This is a genomic window from Pseudomonas sp. 65/3-MNA-CIBAN-0223, from assembly GCF_040310425.1.
Lineage (GTDB): Bacteria > Pseudomonadota > Gammaproteobacteria > Pseudomonadales > Pseudomonadaceae > Aquipseudomonas > Aquipseudomonas gregormendelii.
This window is the reverse complement of record NZ_JBEOPV010000010.1, coordinates 178,320-202,098: the sequence shown is the minus strand read 5'-3', so window position 1 is coordinate 202,098 and position 23,779 is coordinate 178,320. Positions and strand designations below refer to the sequence as shown.

Sequence of the window (23,779 nt, the reverse complement as noted above, 5' to 3'; positions counted from 1 at the left end):
CGAACACACATATGAAAATAACAAAGAGTCTGTTCCAAGCCGGTGTTCTGGGACTTTCGCTGCTGGCGACCAGCGTCATGGCGGCGGTTCCCGCTGCCGAGGCAGACAAGCTGGGCAAGAGCCTGACACCGATGGGCGCCGAGATGGCGGGTAACGCCGACGGTTCGATCCCGGCCTGGAAACCCATGGCCAAAAATGCGGGCACAGTCGACAGCAAGGGCTTCCTGTCCAACCCGTACGGCAGTGAAAAACCGCTGTTCACCATCACCGCGCAGAACGTGGATCAGTACAAAGAGAAGCTTGCCCCGGGCCAGTACGCGATGTTCAAGCGTTACCCGGAAACCTTCAAGATGCCGGTCTACCCGTCCCATCGCGGTGCCACAGTGCCGGATGAAGTGTTCGCCTCCATCAAGAAAAACGCCGTCAACACCAAACTGGTGTCCGGTGGTAACGGCCTGGAAAACTTCGAGACTGCCGTCCCGTTCCCAATCCCGAAAACTGGCGTTGAGGTTATCTGGAACCACATCACCCGGTATCGCGGCGGCAGCGTGACTCGCCTGGTCACCCAGGCCACTCCACAGCCTAACGGCTCGTTCAGCCTGGTGTATTTCCAGGACCAGTTCGTGTTCCGCGACAAGATGAAGGATTACGATCCGGCGAACCCGGGCAACATCCTGTTCTACTTCAAGCAGAAAGTGACCGCGCCGGCACGTCTGGCCGGTGGTGTACTGCTGGTGCACGAAACCCTCGACCAAGTGAAGGAGCCGCGTTCGGCGTGGGTCTATAACGCCGGTCAGCGTCGGGTGCGTCGCGCCCCGCAAGTGTCCTATGACGGGCCGGGTACTGCCGCCGATGGCCTGCGTACCTCTGACAACCTGGACATGTACAACGGAGCGCCAGATCGCTACGACTGGAAACTCGAAGGCAAGAAAGAGATGTACATCGCCTCCGACAGCTACAAGCTCGACGATCCGAAGCTCAAGTACGCCGACATCATCAAGGCCGGCCACATCAACCAGGACCTGGCTCGATACGAGCTGCGCCGGGTGTGGCATGTGGTTGCAACCCTGAAGGAAGGTCAGCGCCATATCTACGCCAAGCGTGACTTCTACATCGACGAAGACACCTGGCAGGCGGCGGTGATCGATCACTACGACGGTCGTAATCAACTGTGGCGCGTTGCGGAAGCCCACGCCGAGAACTACTACGACAAACAAGTGCCGTGGTATGCCCTGGAAACCCTGTATGACCTGCAATCGGGTCGTTACCTGGCGTTGGGCATGAAGAACGAAGAGAAGTCGGCATATGACTTCGGCTTCACTGCTACCACCAGCGACTTCACCCCTGCGGCATTGCGTCAGGAAGGTGTTCGCTAAGCTGCACTGAGCAGAGGCCGCACCCTCTGAAAACGCCCCGACTGGTTCGGGGCGTTTTTTTTTGCCTATCGCTCCTGTAGGAGCGAGCTTGCTCGCGATGAACCTGAGGGCTCCGCGGGGAGTCAGGCAACCCACGTCATCGTTAACGACCATCGCGAGCGAGCTCGCTCCTACGGGCCTGCATGCATTCGGGCGTAGAGCTTGATGGCCTTTTTGTAGCCATTTGTAGCAATAACCTTCATTACCTCTTCGTTTACCGCTAGTCTGCGGACATCTGCAACGCCGCCACCCGCCATCAAACAAGAGCCGGCCATGACTGATCTGTCCCCCATCCCGGGCCCTGCAAGCGTTGCCGTCGCGGCACTGGACGGACGTTTTTTTCGCCCGCCGCTGCCTGATGGTCACGTGCTGCGGCCGCGTCTGTGCGAGCGACTGAGTGCCGGGCTTGGCGGCAGGCTGTTGCTGGTCAGCGCCCCGGCAGGGTTCGGCAAGAGCTCCCTGGCCGTGGAATTCTGTCAAGGTCTGCCCGCGCACTGGCAGAGTCTGTGGCTGGGCCTGAGTCCGCGTGACAGCGACCCTGGGCGTTTTCTTGAGCGGCTGCTCGAAGGCCTCCAGGATTTTTATCCCAAGCTTGGCAGCCAGTCCCTTGGCCTGCTGAAAATGCGCCAGCGCCATCAGCCATTTGCTTTCGAGGAGTGGCTGGACGGCTTGCTCGATGAGCTGGCCGTGCACTTGCTGCCAACGGCTCCACTGTTGCTGGTGCTCGATGACTACCACCTGGCCCAGGGGCCGGTGCTCGACCGTTGCCTGCAATTTTTCCTCAATCATCTGCCTGACGGCCTGCTGGTGATGGTGACCAGCCGCCAGCGCCCGGACTGGCATCTGGCGCGCCTGCGCCTGTCCCGGCAATTGCTCGAACTGCACGAGCAGGACTTGCGCCTGACTCACGACGAAGCCCAGACCCTGCTCGATCGCCACAGCACCTCACTGCGCGGCGAAGCCCTGGAAAACCTCATAGAGCGCAGCGAAGGCTGGGTCGCTGGCCTGCGTTTCTGGCTGCTGGCCGCCTCCGAAGTGGGCAGTGAAGGTGCATTGCCTCAGTCCCTGCATGGTGGGGAAGGGCTGATCCGCGATTACCTGCTTGAAGAAGTCATCGATTGCCTGCCCGCCGAAGTGCAGGCCTTCCTCTACGACACCGCCCCCCAGGAGCGCTTCTGCAGCGAACTGTGCGACGCCGTTCGCGAGGCTCACGACAGCGCAGAGATCCTGCGCTTCCTGCTGGCTCACCAGGTGTTCCTGGTGCCCCTGGACGAGCAGGGCCGCTGGTATCGTTATCACCATTTGTTTTCCGATCTGCTGCGCACCCGCCCGACCGCCCAGGCCATCGTGCCGGCAGCGAGCCTGCACCTGCGCGCATGCCGCTGGTTCAACGCCCAGGGGCTACTCGATGAAGCGGTGGAACAGGCGTTGCGCGCCGGTCACCTGGACGTCGCAGCGAACCTGGTGCAGAACCTGTCCGAAGAGCAGCTGCTGGCCGAACAGAACGTCGGCATGTTGCTGCGCTGGAAGATGGACTTGCCCGACAGCCTGCTGATCAGCACGCCGCGCCTGATCGTGCTGTACAGCTGGGCTCTGGGGCTGGCCTGCCAACTCGACGCTGCCGAAGAACTGGCCAGTCATCTGAGCCGCTTCCTGCCGGCCCCTTCGGCCACGGCGCAAAAGTCCATGCTGGCGCAGTGGCTGGCCCTGAGCGGGATCATCGCCCGCGGACGGGGCAACCGTGAACTGACCCTGCTGTATTGCACTGAAGCCCTGGAGAGCCTGCCGTCCAAGCGCTATGGCCAACGCTTGATGTGCCTGTCGACCTTGTCCAACCTGGCCATCGCCGACGGCGACCTGTGGCGTGCACGCGGGTTGAACCGCGATTCCCTGGAGCTGGCACAGCGGGTGGGTAATCCATTGTTCGAGGCGCTGGCGCATTACGACCGTGCCCGAGTGCTCCAGGCCCGCGGGGAAATCCTGCGGGCGCTGGATGAAGTGCGCCAAGGCCTGCAACGCCTGCAAGGGCTGTCGCCGCAACGACTCTATGCTGTTCGTGCACGCCTGACGTTATACGAAGGATTTCTGTTGGCCATGCGCCTGCAGCCACAGGCTGCGCGCATTCGACTGCAGGCTGGCCTCAGCGAAGCACGAGCCTGCCGGGATATCAGCGTACTGATCGGCCATTGCGTGATTGCCCGAATCGAAGGCAGCAGTGGCGAGTTTTCCAAGGCATTCGCCGAACTCGCCGAAGCCGAGCGCCTGATGCATATCTGGGACGTGCCGCCGATTTATTACCTGGCGATGATTACCCTGGTCAAATGCGAGCTGTGGCTGGCCCAGGGCCGCACCGACCTGGCCGAAGCCTGGCTGGCGCGTCTGAGCCAGACCTACAACGGCGAAAACCCCGCTGCGCCGCCGGAATTTCATCCGCAACTGCCCTTGCATATCGAATTGCAGCAGGCTTTGCTGGAGGTCATCCAGGGCCAGTTGATGCTGGCCGAGGGGCGGTTGAACGCATTGCTGGAAAACGGCCAGCAAACCGGGCGTCAGATGCTCAGCGTCATGGTGCTGACCCAGAAGACCGAGCTGCTACTGGCCAGCAACCGCGAACCTGACGCCCGGCAAAGCCTCACTCAGGCCCTTGATGCTGCGATGGGTGGCGTGGTGCAACCTTTCGACGGCTTGCTGAGCAAACATCCGGCCTGGTTGCGCGAACAACTTCAGCACAACGCCAGGACCGCAGTTTGCGCCGCCCTGGCAGAGCATCTGCCCGCCATACCACCGCGCATTGCCTCGGAGCCATCCCACGCCTGCGAGCAACTGAGTGCCCGAGAACTGGCCGTCCTGAAGCTCATTGCACAAGGGTGCTCGAATCAGGAGATCAGTGATCAGCTGTTTATTTCGCTGCATACGGTGAAGACGCATGCCAGTCATATCAACAGCAAGCTGGGGGTAGAGCGCAGGACTCAGGCGGTGGCGCGGGCGAAGGAGTTGGGTGTTTTGGGGTGACGCTGTCGGGCCCGCCAGCCTGTGCCAGAATAGGCCATCCATTCTTTTCAGGAACCACCATGGTCGCTGCCAGCCCCACGCTCATCCGCGAGACCTTCCCCGTCGGCCCGTTGCAGTGCAACTGCACGATCATCGGCGATCCGATTACGAAAAAGGCCATCGTCGTCGATCCCGGTGGCAACCCTGAGCTGATCATGGCGCGACTCGACGCCCTCGGGCTCAAGGTGGTGAGCATCATCCACACCCACGCACACCTGGATCACTTCCTGGCTTCCGGTCAGATGAAAGAGAAAACCGGGGCGACCCTGCATCTGCACAAGGAGGACCAGTTCCTCTGGGACAACCTGGAGATGCAATGCCAGATGTTCGGCGTGCCTTACACGCCGGTGCCCCCGCCAGATCGCTGGTTGGCCGACGATGAAGAACTGGCTTGCGGCTGTGGCGTGGCATTGCACACACCCGGTCACACACCCGGCTCTATGAGTTTCTGGTTTGCAGACGCTAAGCTGCTCATCGCCGGTGACACCCTGTTTCGTCGCGGGGTAGGGCGCACGGATTTATGGGGCGGGGATCAGGCCGCTATCGTGCGGTCGATCAAGCAGCGCCTGTATACCCTCGATGAAGAGGCGACCGTGGTCACCGGGCATGGACCGGACACGCGACTGGGTGACGAAATGCGTGAAAACCCGTTCGTGCGCGCCTGATGTCTGCTTGATGGAATTTTTATCGCGCAAAATGATCCAACGCCGGCAAAGGTTCAATGCTTAAGTCCGTTGCACCACAGAATGCAAAAAGTAGGAGCTCTTCATGTTCACCACGCCTCGTCTGATTATTGCCGCTACTGCCATCGCGCTGCTGTCTGGCTGCGCTTCGCCGAACCCGTATGACAACCAGGGTCAGGCCGATAGCGGTTCCCAGGGCATGAGCAAAACCGCCAAGTACGGCGGCCTCGGCGCTCTGGCCGGGGCGCTTGCGGGCGCCGCCATCGACCACAACAATCGTGGCAAGGGCGCGCTGATCGGCGCCGCAGTGGTAGGTGCTTCCGCTGCCGGTTACGGGTACTACGCTGATCAGCAGGAGAAGAAGCTGCGCGCCAGCATGGCCAACACCGGCGTGGAGGTGCAGCGCCAGGGTGATCAGATCAAGCTGATCATGCCGGGTAACATCACGTTCGCCACCGATTCGGCGAATATCGCCTCGAGCTTCTATCAGCCGTTGAACAACCTTGCAGGCTCGCTGAAGGAGTTCAACCAGAACCAGATCGAAATCGTCGGCTACACCGACAGCACCGGCAGTCGCCAGCACAACATGGACCTGTCCCAGCGGCGCGCCCAGAGCGTGGCGACCTACCTGACGTCCCAGGGCGTCAGCAGTGCCAACCTCACAGCCCGTGGCGCCGGTCCGGATAACCCGGTAGCCAGCAACGCTGACGTTAATGGTCGGGCGCAGAACCGTCGGGTTGAGGTCAACCTGAAGGCGATTCCGGGCCAGCAATATGGTGGTCAGCAGCAAGGTACTGTTCAGCAGTACCCATAAGCGCCTGGCTGAATATCAGGTGTGAAAAAAGCCCCCGGACAATCACTCATCCGGGGGCTTTTTCATGTTGCGCGAAACCTGATTACTTCTTCAGGCCGTAATGCTCATCGAGCATGCCCGGTGCGTTTGGCGCTTTGGGCGCGTAATCGCGAGGCGGCTCCTGGTTGCGCGGCGGCGTCAGGCGCTCACGAGGCGCCTGGGCTGAATCGGCATGCAGGGCGGCGAGCAAGCGTTGGCGAGTCTGCTCATCCAGGGCAAGACGGTTTGCGCCATCGGCGAGATGATCCTGCACTTCCTGGTAACTCTGGGTCATTTTCTTGACCAGGGTCGCGGTGCTGTTGAAGTGGGTGACCACCTCGTTCTGATAACTGTCGAAACGTTCCTGAATATCATCCAGCTGACGTTGCGTGCTGTTAGGCGCGGCATTCGGCACCAGGCGAGCGATCAGGAAACCAATGGCGACACCCACAACCAGGGCAAGAGTCGGCAACAACCAAACTAAGAGCGAGTGTTCCACGAGTCCTTCCTCTATAAACGGCTTTGCTTTACGTTAACGGCTCGAACCTGCGCTGTATACCGCGATTCTCTCGCAGATAGATTGGCACAGACAAATTGCTAGACGAGTCGACCCGATTCGAGGTCACGGAGTTCCTTCCTTGCTTATGCGCGAAACCCCTGTAGTGATTGATGGCCCAGTCGGTGAACTGGAAAGTTTGTACCTGGAAAATGAGCAGCCGCGCGGCATTGCGCTGATCTGCCATCCGAACCCGGTGCAGGGCGGCACCATGCTCAACAAAGTGGTCTCGACCCTGCAGCGCACGGCCCGCGACGCCGGTTTGGTGACCCTGCGCTTCAATTACCGGGGCGTAGGTGCCAGCGCCGGCTCCCATGACATGGGGACCGGCGAGGTCGATGATGCCCAGGCCGCCGCTGCCTGGTTGCGGTCGAAACATCCTGATCTACCTCTGACGCTGCTGGGTTTCTCCTTTGGTGGTTTTGTTGCAGCAAGTCTCGGCGGGCGCCTGGAAGCCCAGGGTGAACAGCTCAAGCATCTGTTCATGGTAGCGCCGGCCGTCATGCGCCTGGGGGATCAGGATCAGGTGCCGCTGCAGGGCGAACTGACGCTGATCCAGCCGGAAACCGACGAAGTCATCGATCCGCAACTGGTCTACGACTGGTCCGGGAAACTCCAGCGTCCCCATGAGCTGCTGAAAGTGGCAGAATGCGGACACTTTTTTCATGGCAAGCTGACCGATCTCAAGGATCTGATCCTGCCGCGTCTCTCGAATTGATTGCAGTCTGACAAGCGATAACCCATGACGACTCGTACCCGTATCCTCACCGGCATCACCACCACCGGCACGCCACACCTGGGCAACTACGCCGGCGCCATCCGTCCGGCGATCCTCGCCAGCCGTGACAGCAATGCCGATTCGTTCTATTTCCTGGCCGACTACCACGCCCTGATCAAATGCGATGACCCGCTGCGCATCCAGCGCTCGCGTCTGGAAATTGCCGCAACCTGGCTGGCCGGTGGCCTGGATGTAGAGCGCGTGACCTTCTATCGCCAGTCCGACATCCCGGAAATCCCCGAGCTGACCTGGCTGCTGACCTGCGTCGCCGCCAAGGGCCTGCTCAACCGTGCGCACGCCTACAAGGCCTCGGTGGACAAGAACGTCGAGAGCGGTGAAGACCCGGATGCCGGCATCACCATGGGCTTGTACAGCTACCCTGTGCTGATGGCCGCGGACATCCTGATGTTCAACGCGCACAAGGTGCCGGTGGGTCGTGACCAGATTCAGCACGTGGAAATGGCCCGGGACATCGGCCAGCGCTTCAATCACCTGTTTGGCCAGGGCAAGGAATTCTTCACCATGCCCGAGGCGCTGATCGAAGAAAGCGTCGCCACGTTGCCAGGCCTCGACGGTCGCAAGATGTCGAAGAGCTACGACAACACCATCCCGTTGTTCAGCAGCGCCAAGGAAATGAAGGACGCGATCTCGCGCATCGTGACCGACTCCCGAGCACCGGGCGAAGCGAAAGATCCGGACAACTCGCACCTGTTCACGCTGTTCCAGGCCTTCGCTACCCCGGCGCAGTCCGACGAATTCCGCAGTGAGCTGCTGCAGGGCCTGGGTTGGGGCGAGGCGAAGAACCGTCTGTTCCAGCTGCTCGACAGCGAACTGGGTGAATCCCGCGAGCGTTATCATCAACTGATCGAACGCCCGGCAGACCTGGAAGACATGCTGCAGATCGGCGCCAAGAAGGCCCGTTCCGTGGCCACGCCGTTCCTCAACGAGCTGCGTGAAGCGGTCGGTCTGCGCTCGTTCGTCGCCCAGACTCAAGTGGCTGCCACCACGAAAAAGAAAGCCACCAAGGCCGCGCGCTTCGTCAGCTTCCGCGAAGACGACGGCAGCTTCCGATTCCGCCTGCTGGCGGCTGATGGTGAGCAGTTGCTGCTGTCGCGCAACTTTGCTGACGGTAAAACCGCAGGTCAGGTGACCAAACAGTTGCAAGCGGGCCAGGCTCTGGACGTGCGTAGCGAAGACCTGAGCTTCAGCGTCTGGCTCGAAGGCGAGTGTGTGGCCGACAGCGCCACGTTCGCTGATAGCGCCGCTCGCGATGCCGGCATTGATGCGTTGCGGATCGCGCTGACTCCGGTTCAGGAATAAATCGACGGCTCGGTCCGACCAAGGGCTGATTGCCATTCCGACGGGCCGTCGCTACAGTGACGGCCCGTTTTTGTTGCCTTGCTAACGAATTATGACGCCCCTAGAACGATATCAAGCTGATCTGAAACGCCCGGAATTCTTTCATGATGCCGCGCAGGAAACTGCCGTACGTCATTTGCAGCGCCTGTACGACGATCTGGTGGCGGCCTCGCAGAACAAACCCGGTTTTCTCGGGAAACTGTTCGGCAAGAAAGACCAGACCCCGATCAAGGGGCTGTATTTCTGGGGCGGCGTAGGTCGCGGCAAGACTTACCTGGTCGACACCTTCTTCGAAGCGCTGCCGTTCAAGGAAAAGACCCGCACCCACTTCCACCGCTTCATGAAGCGCGTGCACGAAGAAATGAAGACACTGGGCGGCGAAAAAAACCCGCTGACCATTATCGCCAAGCGTTTCTCGGACGAGTCCCGGGTGATCTGTTTCGATGAGTTCTTCGTCTCCGACATCACCGACGCCATGATCCTTGGCACGCTGATGGAAGAGTTGTTCAAGAATGGCGTGACCCTGGTCGCGACCTCGAACATCGTGCCTGACGGCCTGTACAAGGACGGCCTGCAGCGTGCGCGTTTCCTGCCGGCCATCGCGCTGATCAAGCAGAACACCGAGATCGTCAACGTCGACAGCGGCGTCGATTATCGCCTGCGCCACCTCGAGCAAGCGGAGCTGTTCCACTTCCCGCTGAACGAGGCGTCACACGAAAGCCTGCGCAAGAGCTTCCGCGCCCTGACGCCGGAATGCACCGCAGCAGTCGAGAACGACGTGCTGATGATCGAAAATCGCGAAATCCGCGCCTTGCGCACCTGTGACGACGTGGCCTGGTTTGACTTCCGCGAACTCTGCGACGGCCCGCGCAGCCAGAACGACTACATCGAACTGGGCAAGATCTTCCACGCGGTATTGCTCAGCGGCGTCGAGCAGATGAGCGTCACCACCGACGACATCGCCCGGCGCTTCATCAACATGGTCGACGAATTCTACGACCGTAACGTGAAGCTGATCATCTCCGCCGAAGTCGAGCTCAAAGACCTCTACACCGGCGGTCGCCTGAACTTCGAGTTCCAGCGCACCCTCAGCCGCCTGCTGGAAATGCAGTCCCATGAATTCCTGTCCAGGGCGCATAAGCCTTAAACAGATCTTCAGCTTATAAAAAGGGCCTGCAATTGCAGGCCCTTTTTGATTTGTGCTGAAGAAAAAAGCGAAGGCACTGCAATCCCTGTGGGAGCGAGCGTGCCCGCGATGGCGTCGTGTCAGGCAATATTCATTGCGCTGACAAATCGCTATCGCTGGCAAGCCAGCTCCCACAGGTCTTGTATTTTTCTCGGGGCTACGCTGCCTGCTGAAACTGCTGCCGATACTGATTCGGTGACAGATCCGTATGTTGGCGAAACAGGCGGGCGAAGAAGCTTGCATCGTCGTAGCCCACCTCATAACTGATGGTCTTGATGCTTTTGCGGCTGCCGGACAGCAGGCCCTTGGCGGTTTCAATGCGCAGGCGTTGCAGGTAGTGCAGTGGTTTGTCGCCGGTGGCGGTCTGGAAGCGGCGCATGAAGTTACGGATGCTCATGCCGTGTTCGCGGGCGACGTCTTCGAAGCGGAATTTGTCGGCGAAGTGTTCTTCGAGCCAGTGCTGGATCTGCAGGATGATTACGTCCTGATGCAATTTTTGTCCGCCGAAGCCGATGCGGCCGGGGGAGTAGCTGCGCTGCACTTCATAAAGGATGTCGCGGGCCACGGCTTGCGACACGTTGGCGCCGCAGAAGCGTTCGATCAGATAAATGTACAGGTCGCAGGCTGAGGTGGTGCCGCCGGCGCAGTACAGGTTGTCGGCGTCGGTCAGGTGCTTGTCCTGATTGAGCTGGACCTTGGGGAAGCGTTCGGCGAAGGCGTTGAAGAAGCGCCAGTAGGTCGTGGCTTCCTTGCCGTCGAGCAGCCCGGCTTCGGCGAGCCAGAATACGCCGGTCGCCTCGCCGCACAGCACGGCGCCGCGGGCATGTTGCTGGCGTAGCCACGGCAGGACTTGCGGGTAGCGCTGGCAAAGAGTCTCGAAGTCGTCCCAGAACGCCGGCAGGACGATGATGTCGGCGTTTTCCAGGCCGCCGTCCACCGGCATGATGACATCACTGAAGCTGTTCACTGGCTTGCCATCCGGGCTGACCAGACGAGTCTCGAAGGCCGGCACGAGACCGTGGCCGAGCTGTTTGCCATAGCGCAGGCTGGCAAGGTGGAAGAAATCCTTGGCTTGCATGAGGGTGGAAGCGAAAACCCGGTCGATAGCCAGGATGCTGACGCGCCGTAAAGGCGTGGAGGCTTGGTTGGACATAATTCAACTTTATTTTTATAAGGGAAAGTGGTCACCAGACGGCTGGATCGTCTTATTTTTTGTCTGATGTGTCCAGTGTCCTGTATCGAAGCCGAGGCATAGTCTCTGAAGGCCCCATCCTTCCAACAATAACGACAGGTGCCGCATGATCCCCAGAACCTTGTTCAGTTCCGAGCACGAACTCTTTCGCGACAGCGTTCGATCGTTCTTCGATAAGGAGGCGGTACCGTTTCATGCGCAATGGGAGAAACAAGGCTACATCGACCGTAAACTCTGGAACAAGGCGGGGGAGGCGGGGATGCTGTGCTCGCATCTGCCGGAAGAATATGGCGGGCTGGGGGCGGACTTCCTATACAGCGCGGTGGTGATCGAAGAAGTGGGTCGACTCGGGCTGACCGGTATCGGTTTTTCTCTCCATTCGGACATTGTTGCGCCATATATCCTGCACTACGGCAGCGAGGCGTTGAAGCACAAATACCTGCCGAAACTGGTCTCTGGGGAAATGGTCACGGCGATTGCCATGACCGAGCCAGGGGCTGGCTCCGACTTGCAGGGGGTCAAGACCACTGCGGTGCTGGAGGGCGACGAGTATGTGATCAACGGCTCCAAGACTTTCATCACCAACGGCTTTCTGGCTGACCTGGTGATTGTCGTGGCCAAGACCGATCCGAAAGCCGGCGCGAAGGGTACCAGTCTGTTTCTGGTGGAGGCCGATACGCCTGGCTTCGACAAGGGCAAGCGTCTGGAGAAAGTCGGCATGAAGGCCCAGGACACTTCGGAGCTGTTCTTTCAGGACGTGCGCGTGCCCAAGGAAAACCTGCTGGGGCAAGCAGGGATGGGTTTTGCCTATCTGATGCAGGAATTACCCCAGGAGCGGCTCACGGTGGCTATCGGCGGCCTGGCCTCGGCTGAAGCGGCGCTGCAGTGGACGCTCGACTACACCCGTGAGCGCAAGGCATTCGGCAAGGCCATTGCGGACTTCCAGAACACTCGGTTCAAGCTGGCGGAAATGGCCACTGAAATTCAGATTGGCCGGGTCTTCGTTGATCGCTGCCTGGAATTGCACTTGCAGGGCAAGCTGGATGTGCCGACGGCGGCGATGGCCAAATATTGGGGTACCGACCTGCAGTGCAAGGTGCTTGATGAGTGCGTGCAGTTGCATGGCGGCTACGGGTTCATGTGGGAATACCCGGTGGCCCGGGCGTGGGCGGATGCGCGAGTGCAGCGCATTTATGCCGGGACCAACGAGATCATGAAGGAGATCATTGCCCGGTCGCTTTGATGTTGCGGTGACTGTCAGGCCGCCATCGCGGGCAAGCCACGCTCCCACAGGAATAACCGAACCTGGGGGAGCGTGGCTTGCCCGCGATTGGTTTCAAGGATTAATCAAGGTGCAGGATTCGGGTGATCCTTGTGTATCGCCTCAATCCCCTCAAGCACTTCATCCGACAGCTTCAGCTCGAAGCTGGCGATGTTGCTCTCCAGCTGCTCCAGGGTTGTGGCACCAATGATGTTGCTGGTCACGAACGGCTGTTGGTTGACGAACGCCAGTGCCATTTGCGCAGGGTCCAGGCCGTGCTCACGGGCCAATGCCACGTATCGGCTGCAGGCCGCCTCGGACTGCGGGTTGAAATAGCGGCTGAAGCGGCTGTAGAGGCTCAGGCGGCCTTTTGGCGGGCGGGCGCCACCTTCGTACTTGCCGGACAGGAAACCGAACGCCAGCGGCGAATAGGCGAGCAGGCCGCATTGTTCGCGGATGGCGATTTCCGCCAGGCCGATCTCGAAACTGCGGTTGAGCAGGTTGTAGGGGTTCTGGATCGACACGGCGCGCGGCCAGCCTCGGGCTTCGGCCAGCGCCAGGAAGCGCATGGTGCCCCACGGGGTTTCATTGGACAGGCCAATGTGGCGGATCTTGCCGGCCCGGACCTGCTCGTCCAGCGCTTCGAGGGTGTCTTCCAAGGGAGTGAGGTTGGCTTCGGTCTGGTGCTTGTAGCCCAGCTGGCCGAAGAAGTTGGTGCTGCGCTCCGGCCAGTGCAGTTGGTAAAGATCGATGTAGTCGGTCTGCAGGCGCTTGAGGCTCGCATCTACGGCTTCGGTGATGTGCTGGCGGTTGTGCCGCAGGTTCTTGTCGCGGATGTAGTCGATCGTATTGCCGGGGCCGGCGATCTTGCTGGCCAGGATCCAGTCGGCGCGATCGCCGCGGCTTTTGAAGTAATTCCCTATGTAGCGCTCGGTGGTGGCGTAAGTTTCGGCTTTGGGTGGCACCGGGTACATCTCCGCGGTGTCGATAAAATTGATCCCGGCGCCTTTGGCCCGTTCGATCTGTGCGAAGGCTTCAGCCTCGCTGTTTTGCTCGCCCCAGGTCATGGTTCCGAGGCAGATTGCGCTTACGTTCAGATGGGTCCGGCCTAGCTGTCGATAGTCCATCGGGTGCTCCTTGGGCAAAACAATCATAAAAGCAGGTTGAAATATTTTTCGCAATCTGCATAATTGCGCACCTCTTTCTGCAGTGGAAGTGATGCGCCGCCGCCGAAGAATCTTGCCGTTGAACGGACGCGCCGACCCGAGCCCCCGAAAGCGTCTGTATCCGGCTGCCTTTGACTTGTCAAAGTACGCACTATTCAGTAAGATCCGCCGTCTAATTTACAGGGCGGCCCCTGAGGCTATAAAGAATGAAAACTTTTACTGCTAAACCGGAAACAGTACAGCGCGACTGGTTTGTCGTCGACGCTGCAGGTCAGACCCTGGGTCGTCTGGCCACCGAAATCGCGAGCCGTCTGCGTGGCAAGCATAAAGCTGAGTACACTCCTCACGTTGACACCGGCGACTACATCGTCGTTATCAACGCCGAGCAGATTCGTGTAACCGGTGCTAAAACCACCGACAAAATCTACTACTCCCACTCCGGTTTCCCGGGCGGCATCAAGTCGATCAACTTCGAAAAGCTGATTGCTAAAGCCCCTGAGCGCGTGATCGAGACCGCGGTCAAAGGCATGCTGCCTAAGAACCCGCTGGGTCGCGACATGTATCGTAAGCTGAAAGTCTATGCGGGCGCTGTACACCCTCATACTGCTCAGCAGCCCCAAGAACTGAAGTTTTAACGGAATAGTTCATTATGTCGGCGACTCAAAATTACGGCACTGGCCGTCGCAAGACCGCAACCGCACGCGTTTTCCTGCGTCCGGGTACTGGTAACATCTCCATCAACAACCGTTCGCTGGATAATTTCTTCGGCCGCGAAACTGCCCGCATGGTAGTTCGTCAGCCGCTGGAATTGACTGAGACTGTCGAGAAGTTCGACATCTACGTCACCGTGATCGGCGGTGGTGTAAGTGGTCAAGCTGGCGCAATCCGCCACGGTATCACTCGCGCTCTGATGCAGTACGACGAAACCCTGCGTGGCGCTCTGCGCAAAGCTGGCTTCGTGACTCGCGATGCTCGTGAAGTTGAACGTAAGAAAGTGGGTCTGCGTAAAGCGCGTAAGCGTCCGCAGTACTCGAAGCGTTAATTCGCTTCCACGTTCAAAAAAGAACGCCCAGTTCCTCACGGAGCTGGGCGTTTTTTTATGGGTGCGATTTATCAAAGAATTGCTCTGTGACAACTTGCCACAGCCGCAGAGGCCCTATACTGCAAGGCTTGGCAGTGGAGCTCTTGGGTAATTACCTTGTCAGAATTGGGGCTTTTCATTACCATTCGGCAAAATTTTTATAAGTACATAGATTTACTTAGTAGATGCCTGATTTAACAGGCCACAAAGCTGATGGGAGAGGACTGAATGAGCAATGACGGCGTGAATGCAGGCCGGCGTCGCTTCTTGGTAGCAGCCACATCCGTGGTGGGTGCTGCAGGAGCGGTGGGGGCTGCGGTCCCGTTCGTGGGGTCATGGTTTCCCAGTGCCAAGGCGAAAGCCGCAGGTGCACCGGTGAAAGTGAATGTCAGCAAAATCGAACCAGGTCAGCAGATGATTGCTGAGTGGCGCGGTCAGCCGGTGTTCATCGTCCGCCGTACCGAGGAAATCCTGGGGAATCTGAAGAAGATCGAGGGCCAGTTGTCTGACCCGACCTCCAAGAACTCGACACAACCGACCTATGTCGACCCGGAAACGCGTTCGATCAAGCCAGAGGTACTGCTGCTGATCGGAATCTGCACGCACCTGGGTTGCTCGCCGACTTTCCGTCCGGAAGTGGCTCCCGCAGATCTGGGCAAGGATTGGGTAGGTGGTTATTTCTGCCCTTGCCACGGTTCCCACTACGACCTGGCTGGCCGCGTCTACAAGTCGCAACCTGCGCCTTTGAACCTGCCAGTTCCCCCGCATTCCTATGAGACCGACGAGATCATTGTCGTCGGCGTCGATACGGAGAACGCGTGATGAGCAAGTTCATGGATTGGGTGGATGCGCGCTTTCCTGCCACTAAAATGTGGGAAGACCATCTCAGCAAGTATTACGCTCCGAAGAACTTCAACTTCTTCTATTTCTTTGGCTCCCTCGCACTGCTCGTTCTGGTCAACCAGATCGTCACCGGTGTCTGGCTGACCATGAGCTACACCCCGTCGGCGGAAGAAGCCTTTGCCTCCGTCGAATACATCATGCGTGACGTCGAGTACGGCTCCATCCTGCGTCTGTTGCACGCGGTGGGTGCCTCGATGTTCTTCATCGTGGTCTACCTGCACATGTTCCGTGGCTTGCTCTACGGTTCGTATCAGAAGCCGCGGGAGCTGGTGTGGGTCTTCGGCATGCTGATTTACCTGGCGCTGATGGCTGAGGCCTTCATGGGCTACCTGCTGCCTTGGGGCCAGATGTCCTACTGGGGTGCCCAGGTGATCATCTCGCTGTTCGGTGCGATCCCGGTCATCGGTGACGACCTGACCCAGTGGATCCGTGGTGACTACCTGATTTCCGGCATCACCCTGAACCGCTTCTTTGCGCTACACGTCGTGGCCTTGCCGATCGTGATTCTCGGTCTGGTGGTGCTGCACGTCCTGGCGCTGCACGAAGTCGGGTCGAACAACCCGGACGGCGTGGACATCAAGAAACACAAAGACGAAAACGGCGTACCGCTGGACGGCATTGCCTTCCACCCGTACTACACCGTGAAAGATATCGTCGGCGTGGTGGTGTTCCTGTTCATCTTCTGCTCGATCGTATTCTTCTTCCCGGAAATGGGCGGCTACTTCCTGGAGAAGCCGAACTTTGAAGTGGCCAACGCCTTCAAGACCCCAGAGCACATTGCTCCGGTCTGGTACTTCACTCCGTTCTACGCGATCTTGCGCGCGGTTCCAGACAAGCTCCTGGGCGTAATTGCCATGGGTGCGGCCATCGCGGTGCTGTTCGTGCTGCCGTGGCTGGATCGCAGTCCGGTCAAGTCAATGCGCTACAAGGGCTGGCTGAGCAAGATCTGGCTGGTGTTGTTCTGCGTGTCGTTCGTGATCCTGGGCATCCTCGGTGTCCTGGCTCCGACTCCGGGCCGTACCTTGCTGTCGCAGGTGTGTACCTTCCTGTACTTCGCCTACTTCATTCTGATGCCTTTCTACACCAGGCTCGAGAAGACCAAACCGGTTCCGGATAGGGTGACTGGCTGATGAAAAAGCTATTTGCTGTACTGATTCTTGCTGCATTGCCTGTGCTGTCCTTTGCCGCTGAGCACGGCGGTCCAGAGCTGGAAAAGGTCGACATCGACGTTTCCGACAAGGCTGCCTTGCAAGACGGCGCGCGTACGTTCGCCAACTACTGCATGGGTTGCCACAGCGCCAAGTTTCAGCGTTACGAGCGAGTTGCCGACGACCTGGGTATCCCGCACGACCTGATGCTCTCGAACCTGGTGTTCACGGGTGCCAAGATCGGCGACCACATGAGCATCGGCATGCAACCGGCAGATGCCAAGACCTGGTTCGGTGCGGCACCGCCCGACCTGACCCTGGTCGCCCGCGTGCGTGGCACCGACTGGCTGTATGGTTACCTGAAGTCGTTCTACGAAGATCCTGCGCGCCCTTGGGGCGTCAACAACAAGGTCTTCCCGAACGTCGGCATGCCTAACGTGCTGGTCGGCCTGCAAGGTCGCCAGGTTGTCGGCTGCAAGCAGGTGCAGATCGTAGAGGACGGCAAGAAGCAATATGACCCTCTGACGGGTACGCCGCTGACGCATGAAGCCTGTGATCAACTGACCATCGTGCCGAAAAGTGGGGCGCTGACTGAAGAGCAGTTCGATGAGAAGGTCAAGAATCTGGTAACCTTCCTCGCTTACTCGGCTAACCCGGTTAAGCTGCAACATCAGCGCATCGGTACGTACGTATTGCTGTACCTGGCGTTCTTCTTCGTATTCGCTTACCTGCTCAAGCGCGAATACTGGAAAGACGTGCACTGATAACGTTTCAAGCAATTGCTGTTAATCGCGCGCGCCCAAGGGCGTCTCTGAAGATGTAACGTATCTGGTTATCCAGAGGTTACGGAGAGGCGCCCTCTGGGCGCGCTCGTTTTTTCCGCTTTCGAAATTTCAACAAGCGAGGAGGACCGCCATGGGCGTGACCAATCGGTTGGCCTGTTACTCCGACCCCGCCGACCACTATTCCCACCGGGTACGCATCGTACTCGCAGAGAAGGGTGTCAGCGCCGAGATCATTTATGTGGAAGCTGGTCGCCAGCCGCCTAAACTGATCGAAGTGAACCCTTACGGGAGTTTGCCCACCCTGGTTGATCGTGACCTGGCGTTGTGGGAATCGACCGTAGTGATGGAATATCTGGATGAGCGTTACCCGCACCCGCCGCTACTGCCGGTTTATCCCGTGGCGCGTGCAAACAGCCGTCTGCTGATCCATCGTATCCAGCGTGACTGGTGTGGCCTGGTGGATCTGATTCTGGATTCGCGGACCAAGGAAGCAGCCCGCGTCGTGGCCCGCAAGGAGCTGCGCGAGAGCCTGACAGGCGTGTCGCCGTTGTTCGCGGACAAGCCGTTTTTCCTCAGTGAGGAACAAAGTCTGGTGGATTGCTGCCTATTACCAATACTCTGGCGCTTGCCGATTCTGGGTATTGAATTGCCGCGGCCTGCGAAGCCGCTGCTTGATTATATGGAGCGCTCGTTTGCGCGTGAGGCTTTCCAGGCAAGTCTGTCTGGTGTCGAACGCGATATGCGCTAAGGCTTAAGGAGCCGCTATGAACTCCAGTCGACCTTATCTGGTCCGCGCGCTCTATGAGTGGATTGTAGATAACGATTGCACCCCGCACATGCTGGTCAATTCCGAGTACCCGTCGGTGCAGGTGCCTCAGGGTTTTGCCAGTGAAGGGCAGATTGTCCTGAACGTATCGCCGGCAGCCGTGCGGCATTTGCACATGGACAACGAAGCGGTCAGCTTCGAAGGGCGCTTCGGTGGCGTGCCGCACACCCTGTACGTGCCTATCGCATCGATCCTGGGCATTTACGCTCGGGAGAACGGTCAGGGCATGGTGTTTGATCTGGAATCGCCTATGGAAGACGAGGAAGAGATCGAGCCGGATGACGATGTTCCGCCGCCCGACAGCGAGCCGCCGCGACCAAGCGGAAGGCCGAGTTTGAAGGTGGTGAAGTAATAAAAAAGGCGATCCGGATGGATCGCCTTTTTTATTGCTTCACCACCTTCAAACCCTTAGGAGCTGCCGAAGGCTGCGATCTTTTGATTTTGATTTTTCCAAAGATCAAAAGATCGCAGCCTCGTTTCACTCGACAGCTCTTACAGATCGTGGCGCATCAATCGATGTACTCGAACAACTTGACAATCTTCTGCACGCCAGACACGCCTTGCACCAGATTGGTCGCCTGGGCCGCTTCCTGCTTGGTCAGCAGGCCCAGCAGGTAGACGATGCCATTCTCGGTGACAACCTTGATGCGCGAGCCCGGAATGCTCGCATCGGTCAGCATCTGGGTCTTGATCTTGGAGGTCAGCCAGGTGTCGTTCTGGCGAGCGAGGAAGCCTGAAGGTGGCAGTACCTGCAGTTCGTTATGCACCGTCTTCACGCGCTGGACCGAAGAGGCGGCCTGTTCGGCCTTGGCCTTCAGGTCTGCGGTAGGCGTTTGCCCGGCCAGCAATACCACGCCGTTGAAGCTGGTGACTACGATGTGCGAATCGTTGTCCAGGGCGGGGTCGGCCTTGGCGATGTTCACGCCGACCTTGGTTTCGATCAGGGTGTCATCGATCTTGCTGCCGAAGGTGCGGGTCCCGCGGTCATCATCAATCGGCGCCTCACGGCTGGCGTTAACCACCGAAGTGCAGCCGCTGATACCGAGGCATAGTGTCAGGGCCATCAGGCCTAGGCGATTAGGGGTCATTCTTCACTCCCGAACAGTTGGCTGTCGATCAAGTCGCAGAGGCAATGGATCGCCAGCAGGTGGACTTCCTGAATACGTGCAGTGACGTTGGCCGGGACGCGGATCTCGACGTCCTCGGGCAAAAGCAGTGATGCCATGCCACCACCGTCGCGGCCCGTCATTGCTACGACAATCATTTCGCGATCATGTGCGGCCTGGATCGCTTGAATAATATTGGCCGAGTTGCCGCTGGTCGAAATTGCCAGCAATACGTCGCCTGGTTGGCCCAGGGCGCGGATCTGCTTGGAGAAGATTTCGTTATAGCTGTAGTCGTTGGCGATCGAGGTGATCGTCGAGCTGTCGGTGGTCAGCGCAATGGCTGGGAGGCTGGGGCGCTCGCGTTCGAAGCGGTTGAGCAGCTCCGAGGAAAAATGCTGGGCGTCACCAGCAGAACCGCCGTTGCCGCAGGACAGCATCTTGCCCTCGTTGAGCAGGGCGTTGACCATCACCTGGCTGGCTTGCTCGATGTGCGGTGCAAGTACGTCCATCGCCATTTGCTTGGTGTCGATACTGGCCTGAAAAAGCTGGCGAATTCGGGATTGCATGTCCATCTGTGTGACCTTAATTAGCGCGGCTACCTGGCACAGGAATGTGCAGCCCGCAAAGCAAAGAGCAAAAGTGTTGGGTGGAAGTGTCCGGTTCTGCGCGCAGTCGATCAGCTGTCGAAGGCATTTTGCAACCAGTTCAACTGATCGAGATTGCTGTCGATGGCAATCACGTCGAAACGGCAAGGGGAATTGGCCCAGCGCGACTCGCGCTGAAGAAAATACTGCGCGGCAAAAATCAGCTTCTGCCGTTTGCGCTCATCGATGCTATCGAGCGCGCCACCCCATTGAGTGTTTTTTCTGTAGCGGACTTCAACGAATACTACTGTATCGCCATCGAGCATGACCAGATCAAGCTCGCCGCGTTTGCATAACCAGTTCTGCGCCAGCAGGCGCAGACCCTGTTGTTGCAGATGCTCGAGCGCATGGCGCTCGGCATCCTGACCGCTTTGTCGGCGTGTCCTCTCGGGCATCAGCGCGAGGTGTCCGGCAGGCGCTGGACCTGGCCATTGACGAACTGCGCCCACGGCAACTGACGTTCGACGCGCTGGTTCTGGGTCATGCCCAGGCTGCCCGACTCACCCTCGATGCGGCTGTCCGGCAAAGCCTTGAGCTGCCCCAGGCGAGGTGCCAGGCGGTAGGCATCGGCGCCCATCGCATACAGGCGTCCCAGGCTGCCGGCGGCTTGTGGCCATTGGGCGGTAACCTGTTTGCGCAGCGGATCGTTGACGTCCAGCAACCATGGGGTTTCGCAGAACCGCACGCCATTCATATCGTTGTACTGGTTCACATCACCGCTGGCACTGTACACGTGGGACGTGGCGTAGACCGGCACGTCACCCGCGTACTGGAAGTTCAGGGTCGGCTTGATCTGCTGGGCTTGCTGCGGAGTTGCCGCCAGGAAGATGAACTCGATGTCCTGGCGACGCGAAGGCTGGGCGGCGACCTGCGAACCTATCGTGGTTTGCAGGCTCTTGGCACGACCTTCGCTCTGACGCAGCTGGAACATGTCGGCAATCTGCTGGGCCAGTTGCACCGGCTGGTCAACGCGTTCGGTGGCGACGATGCTGCCGCCGTTGGCTTGCCAATCCTGGCTGAACGCTCGCAGTACACGGTCGCCCCATTCACCTTTGGGTACCATGATGGCGGCGCGGGTCAGGCCGTCGGCGCGAGCGCGGCGGGAGACTTCCCGGGCTTCGTCTTCGGCGGCAAGCCCAAACTGGAACAGTTGGGCCGGACCCTGGGTGCCTTCACTGTAGTTCAGGGCCAGGGTAGTGATCGGCAGTTGCGGGCGAGTGCTGAGTTGTTTGACCAGTGGCTTTTCCAGTGGCCCCACGACCAGTTGCACGCCGTCGGCCTGGGCCTTGCGATAGAACTCGTCCATGGAGGTCAGGCGCGAGCTGTCATAGAACTCGATGGCCGGCGGATTCTGACCGGCTTGCTGTGCCTGGTAGTGCGCGGCCATGAAGCCTTCGCGCAGCGCCTTGCCGACAGCGGCCAGCGGGCCGTCCTGTGGCAACAGCAGGCCGATCTTGCCCAGGGGCTGGCTGGCCAGTTCCTTGAGCTTGGTCAGGGGGATTGGCAACTGGATGGCTGCCGGATGCTTGGGGTTCTGGGCGCGCCAGTTGTCGATCGCGGCCTGCTGTTGCTCCAGGGTGCCCGCCGTCTTCACGGCCAGCGCCAGGCTCATCCAGCCACCGAGGTCATCGGTGGAGGTGGGCTGCAGTTGGTCGGTTGGCAGCGAAGCGATCAGGGTCCAGATCGCTTCATGGTTCTTGCCGGCGGCTTCGCCTTCGAGCATGGGCGCAATGAAAATGCGCTCCCGTGCAGCCGCCAACGCTTGTCCGTCGGCTTCAAGCGCGCGGGCATGCACGGTACCGGTACGCACCTGTTGCTCGACCGGCAGTTCGCTCAGGCGCTGCAGGCTCGGATGGCTCAATGCAGTCAGCGCTGCCTTGGGCTGATTGCGCACCATCGCCAGTTCTGCGGCCAGCGTGCTGGCGAACACCTGCTGTCCAGGCTTGAGTTGTTCCACCGGTACTTGCTGGAGGATTTGCGCCGATTGGCCAGCGTTACCCTGGCGATAGGCCAGGTCGGCGGCGCTCAAGCGTAACAGCGCAGCTTTTTCCGGGTCTTTGCTCTGGGAAGCCTGCTCGAGCAGTTGCTCGATACTGGCATCCGGAGTCCGTGGAAGGTCGCCAAGGCTGGAGGAGGGCGAGCTGGCGCAGGCCGCCAGCAAGGCAGCGAGGCAGAGGGCAGTGAACAGCCGCAGGCAAGCGATCATGTAGTGTTCCTGATACTCGATCAAATTAGCGTGGAATTGTACCCAAGCACTGGCCGGGGCGCGATGTTACTGGCGTGAATCGATCAATTTAGCTCATGCAAATGTTGCAGCACGGCAACTGAGGCAGGTAAACCTGCAGTGGCAGACGCCTGTCGCCAGCGGCGCTACGCGCTACAATGGCGACTTTTAACGATCATGAGGTGTGCGCTTTGACTGCTCCAGGTGCTTTGAATTCCGCGGCTGGCTCGCTTTATGTGGTGGCGACGCCCATCGGCAACCTGGACGACATCAGTGCGCGCGCCCTAAAGATCCTCCGTGATGTCGCCTTGATTGCCGCCGAAGATACCCGGCACTCCCAGCGCCTGATGCAGCACTTTGGCATTCCAACGCCGCTGGCGGCCTGTCATGAGCACAACGAACGGGATGAAGGTAGCCGCTTTATTACCCGGTTGCTGGCAGGGGACGATGTGGCATTGATATCCGATGCCGGCACGCCGTTGATTTCCGATCCGGGCTACCACCTGGTGCGCCAGGCGCGCGCGGCCGGCATTAATGTAGTGCCCGTCCCGGGTGCCTGTGCATTGATTGCGGCATTGTCGGCTGCGGGCCTGCCGTCGGACCGCTTCATCTTCGAAGGGTTTCTGCCCGCCAAGGCAGTAGGCCGCCGGGCCCGCCTGGAGCTGGTCAAGGAAGAACCGCGTACCTTGATCTTCTATGAGGCGCCGCACCGTATCCTGGAGTGTCTGCAGGATATGGAACTGGTGTTTGGTGGTGAGCGTCCGGCCTTGCTGGCCCGGGAGATCACCAAGACTTTCGAAACCCTCAAGGGGCTGCCCCTGGCCGAGTTGCGCGAGTTCGTCGAGTCGGACAGCAATCAGCAGCGGGGCGAGTGTGTGGTGCTGGTGGCGGGTTGGTCCATGCCTGAAACAGAAGATGCGGTCAGCAGCGAGGCCATGCGCATCCTCAATCTTCTGCTCGAAGAGATGCCGCTCAAGCGTGCCGCCGCCCTGGCCGCGCAAATCACCGGTGAGCGCAAGAATGTGTTGTATCAGGTCGCGCTGGAAAAACAGAAGGGCGAGTGAAAACCCGACGCGCAGGAGTGGCCAAAGGCTTTTAGCGCTTGTTCTTCGGCCGCTGTCCCGTTAACCTTCGCGGCGGAGAGTCGATCGGACAGTCGCTGCCCTCTATGAAAATTAGGGGGGGGAGGAAAGTCCGGGCTCCATAGGGCGAAGTGCCAGGTAATGCCTGGGAGGCGTGAGCCTACGGAAAGTGCCACAGAAAATAACCGCCTAAGCGCTTCGGCGCCGGTAAGGGTGAAAAGGTGCGGTAAGAGCGCACCGCACGTCTGGCAACAGTTCGTGGCTAGGTAAACCCCACTTGGAGCAAGACCAAATAGGGTCCCAAGGCGTGGCCCGCGCTGGGACCGGGTAGGTTGCTAAAGATGTCCAGTGATGGCCATCGTAGACGAATGACTGTTCAAGACAGAACCCGGCTTACAGATCGACTCTCCACCTTTTTCCCTCCCTGTTTGCAGCATTGGACAGGGCGCAGACAGTAGCGCTTTTCCTCCTTCCAGAAACCTCAGCAGAAGCACTTTCGTA

Annotated in this window: 23 protein-coding genes, 1 other RNA gene and 1 pseudogene; 17 read left to right on the top strand and 8 right to left on the bottom strand. The window is 59.5% G+C overall.

Annotation, left to right across the window (positions count from 1 at the left end; genetic code table 11):
• The first annotated feature begins 11 nt into the window (after positions 1 to 11).
• Complete coding sequence (locus tag AAEZ09_RS14800; protein WP_045059262.1) at positions 12 to 1,376, top strand: DUF1329 domain-containing protein; 1,365 nt, start codon at positions 12 to 14, stop codon at positions 1,374 to 1,376.
• A 75-nt stretch (positions 1,377 to 1,451) separates the two neighbouring features.
• On the opposite strand, the pseudogene AAEZ09_RS14795 reads toward AAEZ09_RS14800, so the two are convergent.
• A pseudogene (locus AAEZ09_RS14795) lies at positions 1,452 to 1,529 on the bottom strand (outer membrane lipoprotein carrier protein LolA); the annotation flags it as partial.
• 159 nt (positions 1,530 to 1,688) lie between these two features.
• Between AAEZ09_RS14795 and AAEZ09_RS14790 the strand changes: the two are divergent.
• The 3 genes from AAEZ09_RS14790 to AAEZ09_RS14780 all read left to right on the top strand — a co-directional run bounded on the left by AAEZ09_RS14790 (position 1,689) and on the right by AAEZ09_RS14780 (position 5,963).
• Entirely contained in the window at positions 1,689 to 4,427 is a 2,739-nt protein-coding gene (locus AAEZ09_RS14790; RefSeq protein ID WP_045059263.1) for a winged helix-turn-helix domain-containing protein, read from the top strand.
• A gap of 59 nt (positions 4,428 to 4,486) precedes the next feature.
• On the top strand, positions 4,487 to 5,131 hold the full coding sequence (locus tag AAEZ09_RS14785) for an MBL fold metallo-hydrolase (RefSeq protein WP_045059264.1): 645 nt from the start codon (positions 4,487 to 4,489) through the stop codon (positions 5,129 to 5,131).
• A gap of 103 nt (positions 5,132 to 5,234) precedes the next feature.
• On the top strand, positions 5,235 to 5,963 hold the full coding sequence (locus AAEZ09_RS14780) for a YiaD family glycine zipper/OmpA-like lipoprotein (protein WP_045059265.1): 729 nt from the start codon (positions 5,235 to 5,237) through the stop codon (positions 5,961 to 5,963).
• Between the two features lie 82 nt (positions 5,964 to 6,045).
• Here the strand turns inward: AAEZ09_RS14780 and AAEZ09_RS14775 are convergent, their stop codons facing one another.
• On the bottom strand, positions 6,046 to 6,480 hold the full coding sequence (locus AAEZ09_RS14775; RefSeq protein ID WP_045059266.1) for a Z-ring associated ZapG family protein: 435 nt from the start codon (positions 6,478 to 6,480) through the stop codon (positions 6,046 to 6,048).
• A 145-nt stretch (positions 6,481 to 6,625) separates the two neighbouring features.
• Between AAEZ09_RS14775 and AAEZ09_RS14770 the strand changes: the two genes are divergently transcribed.
• The 3 genes from AAEZ09_RS14770 (at position 6,626) to zapE (ending at position 9,821) form a co-directional block, all read left to right on the top strand.
• Positions 6,626 to 7,255 (top strand): alpha/beta hydrolase, encoded by a 630-nt coding sequence (locus AAEZ09_RS14770; RefSeq protein ID WP_045059267.1) that lies wholly within the window; start codon positions 6,626 to 6,628, stop codon positions 7,253 to 7,255.
• 24 nt (positions 7,256 to 7,279) lie between these two features.
• Positions 7,280 to 8,635 (top strand): tryptophan--tRNA ligase, encoded by a 1,356-nt coding sequence (locus tag AAEZ09_RS14765; protein WP_350599866.1) that lies wholly within the window; start codon positions 7,280 to 7,282, stop codon positions 8,633 to 8,635.
• 91 nt (positions 8,636 to 8,726) lie between these two features.
• A complete protein-coding gene (zapE, locus tag AAEZ09_RS14760) occupies positions 8,727 to 9,821 on the top strand; it encodes a cell division protein ZapE (RefSeq protein WP_045059269.1) in 1,095 nt (364 codons plus the stop codon).
• Between the two features lie 196 nt (positions 9,822 to 10,017).
• On the opposite strand, the gene AAEZ09_RS14755 is transcribed toward zapE, so the two are convergent.
• Positions 10,018 to 10,938, bottom strand: coding sequence for a GlxA family transcriptional regulator (locus AAEZ09_RS14755; RefSeq protein ID WP_177328543.1), 921 nt, complete (start codon positions 10,936 to 10,938; stop codon positions 10,018 to 10,020).
• Positions 10,939 to 11,158: 220 nt separating this feature from the next.
• Between AAEZ09_RS14755 and AAEZ09_RS14750 the strand changes: the two genes are divergently transcribed.
• Positions 11,159 to 12,295, top strand: a complete 1,137-nt coding sequence (locus AAEZ09_RS14750) for an acyl-CoA dehydrogenase family protein (RefSeq protein WP_350599864.1) — start codon at positions 11,159 to 11,161, stop codon at positions 12,293 to 12,295.
• Between the two features lie 104 nt (positions 12,296 to 12,399).
• Here the strand turns inward: AAEZ09_RS14750 and AAEZ09_RS14745 are convergent, their stop codons facing one another.
• Positions 12,400 to 13,440 carry an NADP(H)-dependent aldo-keto reductase gene (locus tag AAEZ09_RS14745; protein ID WP_045059272.1) on the bottom strand — a complete coding sequence of 347 codons (1,041 nt, stop codon included), beginning with the start codon at positions 13,438 to 13,440 and terminating at the stop codon, positions 12,400 to 12,402.
• Positions 13,441 to 13,685: 245 nt separating this feature from the next.
• Between AAEZ09_RS14745 and rplM the strand changes: the two genes are divergently transcribed.
• The 7 genes from rplM (at position 13,686) to AAEZ09_RS14710 (ending at position 18,574) form a co-directional block, all read left to right on the top strand.
• Positions 13,686 to 14,114: a 50S ribosomal protein L13 gene (gene rplM / locus AAEZ09_RS14740; RefSeq protein ID WP_007905295.1), complete on the top strand. Its 429-nt coding sequence runs from the start codon at positions 13,686 to 13,688 to the stop codon at positions 14,112 to 14,114.
• A gap of 14 nt (positions 14,115 to 14,128) precedes the next feature.
• Positions 14,129 to 14,521 carry a 30S ribosomal protein S9 gene (gene rpsI, locus AAEZ09_RS14735; RefSeq protein WP_002555064.1) on the top strand — a complete coding sequence of 131 codons (393 nt, stop codon included), beginning with the start codon at positions 14,129 to 14,131 and terminating at the stop codon, positions 14,519 to 14,521.
• 267 nt (positions 14,522 to 14,788) lie between these two features.
• A complete protein-coding gene (gene petA, locus AAEZ09_RS14730; RefSeq protein WP_045059273.1) occupies positions 14,789 to 15,382 on the top strand; it encodes a ubiquinol-cytochrome c reductase iron-sulfur subunit in 594 nt (197 codons plus the stop codon).
• Positions 15,382 to 16,593, top strand: a complete 1,212-nt coding sequence (locus tag AAEZ09_RS14725) for a cytochrome b (RefSeq protein WP_045059274.1) — start codon at positions 15,382 to 15,384, stop codon at positions 16,591 to 16,593. The genes petA and AAEZ09_RS14725 overlap by 1 nt, the downstream gene beginning before the upstream one ends.
• Entirely contained in the window at positions 16,593 to 17,375 is a 783-nt protein-coding gene (locus AAEZ09_RS14720; protein ID WP_045059275.1) for a cytochrome c1, read from the top strand. Before AAEZ09_RS14725 ends, AAEZ09_RS14720 begins: the two co-directional genes overlap by 1 nt.
• Before the next feature lie 151 nt (positions 17,376 to 17,526).
• On the top strand, positions 17,527 to 18,144 hold the full coding sequence (locus AAEZ09_RS14715; RefSeq protein WP_007905304.1) for a glutathione S-transferase N-terminal domain-containing protein: 618 nt from the start codon (positions 17,527 to 17,529) through the stop codon (positions 18,142 to 18,144).
• A 16-nt stretch (positions 18,145 to 18,160) separates the two neighbouring features.
• Positions 18,161 to 18,574 carry a ClpXP protease specificity-enhancing factor gene (locus tag AAEZ09_RS14710; RefSeq protein ID WP_045059276.1) on the top strand — a complete coding sequence of 138 codons (414 nt, stop codon included), beginning with the start codon at positions 18,161 to 18,163 and terminating at the stop codon, positions 18,572 to 18,574.
• 157 nt (positions 18,575 to 18,731) lie between these two features.
• Here the strand turns inward: AAEZ09_RS14710 and AAEZ09_RS14705 are convergent, their stop codons facing one another.
• The 4 genes from AAEZ09_RS14705 to AAEZ09_RS14690 form a co-directional block, all read right to left on the bottom strand.
• Positions 18,732 to 19,310, bottom strand: a complete 579-nt coding sequence (locus AAEZ09_RS14705) for a BON domain-containing protein (protein ID WP_045059277.1) — start codon at positions 19,308 to 19,310, stop codon at positions 18,732 to 18,734.
• On the bottom strand, positions 19,307 to 19,900 hold the full coding sequence (locus AAEZ09_RS14700; protein ID WP_045059278.1) for a phosphoheptose isomerase: 594 nt from the start codon (positions 19,898 to 19,900) through the stop codon (positions 19,307 to 19,309). Before AAEZ09_RS14700 ends, AAEZ09_RS14705 begins: the two co-directional genes overlap by 4 nt.
• Positions 19,901 to 20,004: 104 nt before the next feature.
• On the bottom strand, positions 20,005 to 20,367 hold the full coding sequence (locus AAEZ09_RS14695) for a YraN family protein (protein ID WP_045059279.1): 363 nt from the start codon (positions 20,365 to 20,367) through the stop codon (positions 20,005 to 20,007).
• On the bottom strand, positions 20,367 to 22,178 hold the full coding sequence (locus AAEZ09_RS14690; RefSeq protein ID WP_045059280.1) for a penicillin-binding protein activator: 1,812 nt from the start codon (positions 22,176 to 22,178) through the stop codon (positions 20,367 to 20,369). The genes AAEZ09_RS14695 and AAEZ09_RS14690 overlap by 1 nt, the downstream gene beginning before the upstream one ends.
• A gap of 176 nt (positions 22,179 to 22,354) precedes the next feature.
• On the opposite strand from AAEZ09_RS14690, the gene rsmI reads away from it, so the two are divergent.
• Complete coding sequence (rsmI, locus tag AAEZ09_RS14685) at positions 22,355 to 23,260, top strand: 16S rRNA (cytidine(1402)-2'-O)-methyltransferase (RefSeq protein WP_205891606.1); 906 nt, start codon at positions 22,355 to 22,357, stop codon at positions 23,258 to 23,260.
• A gap of 76 nt (positions 23,261 to 23,336) precedes the next feature.
• An RNA gene (gene rnpB / locus AAEZ09_RS14680) (RNase P RNA component class A) lies at positions 23,337 to 23,690 on the top strand.
• Positions 23,691 to 23,779: the final 89 nt, after the last annotated feature.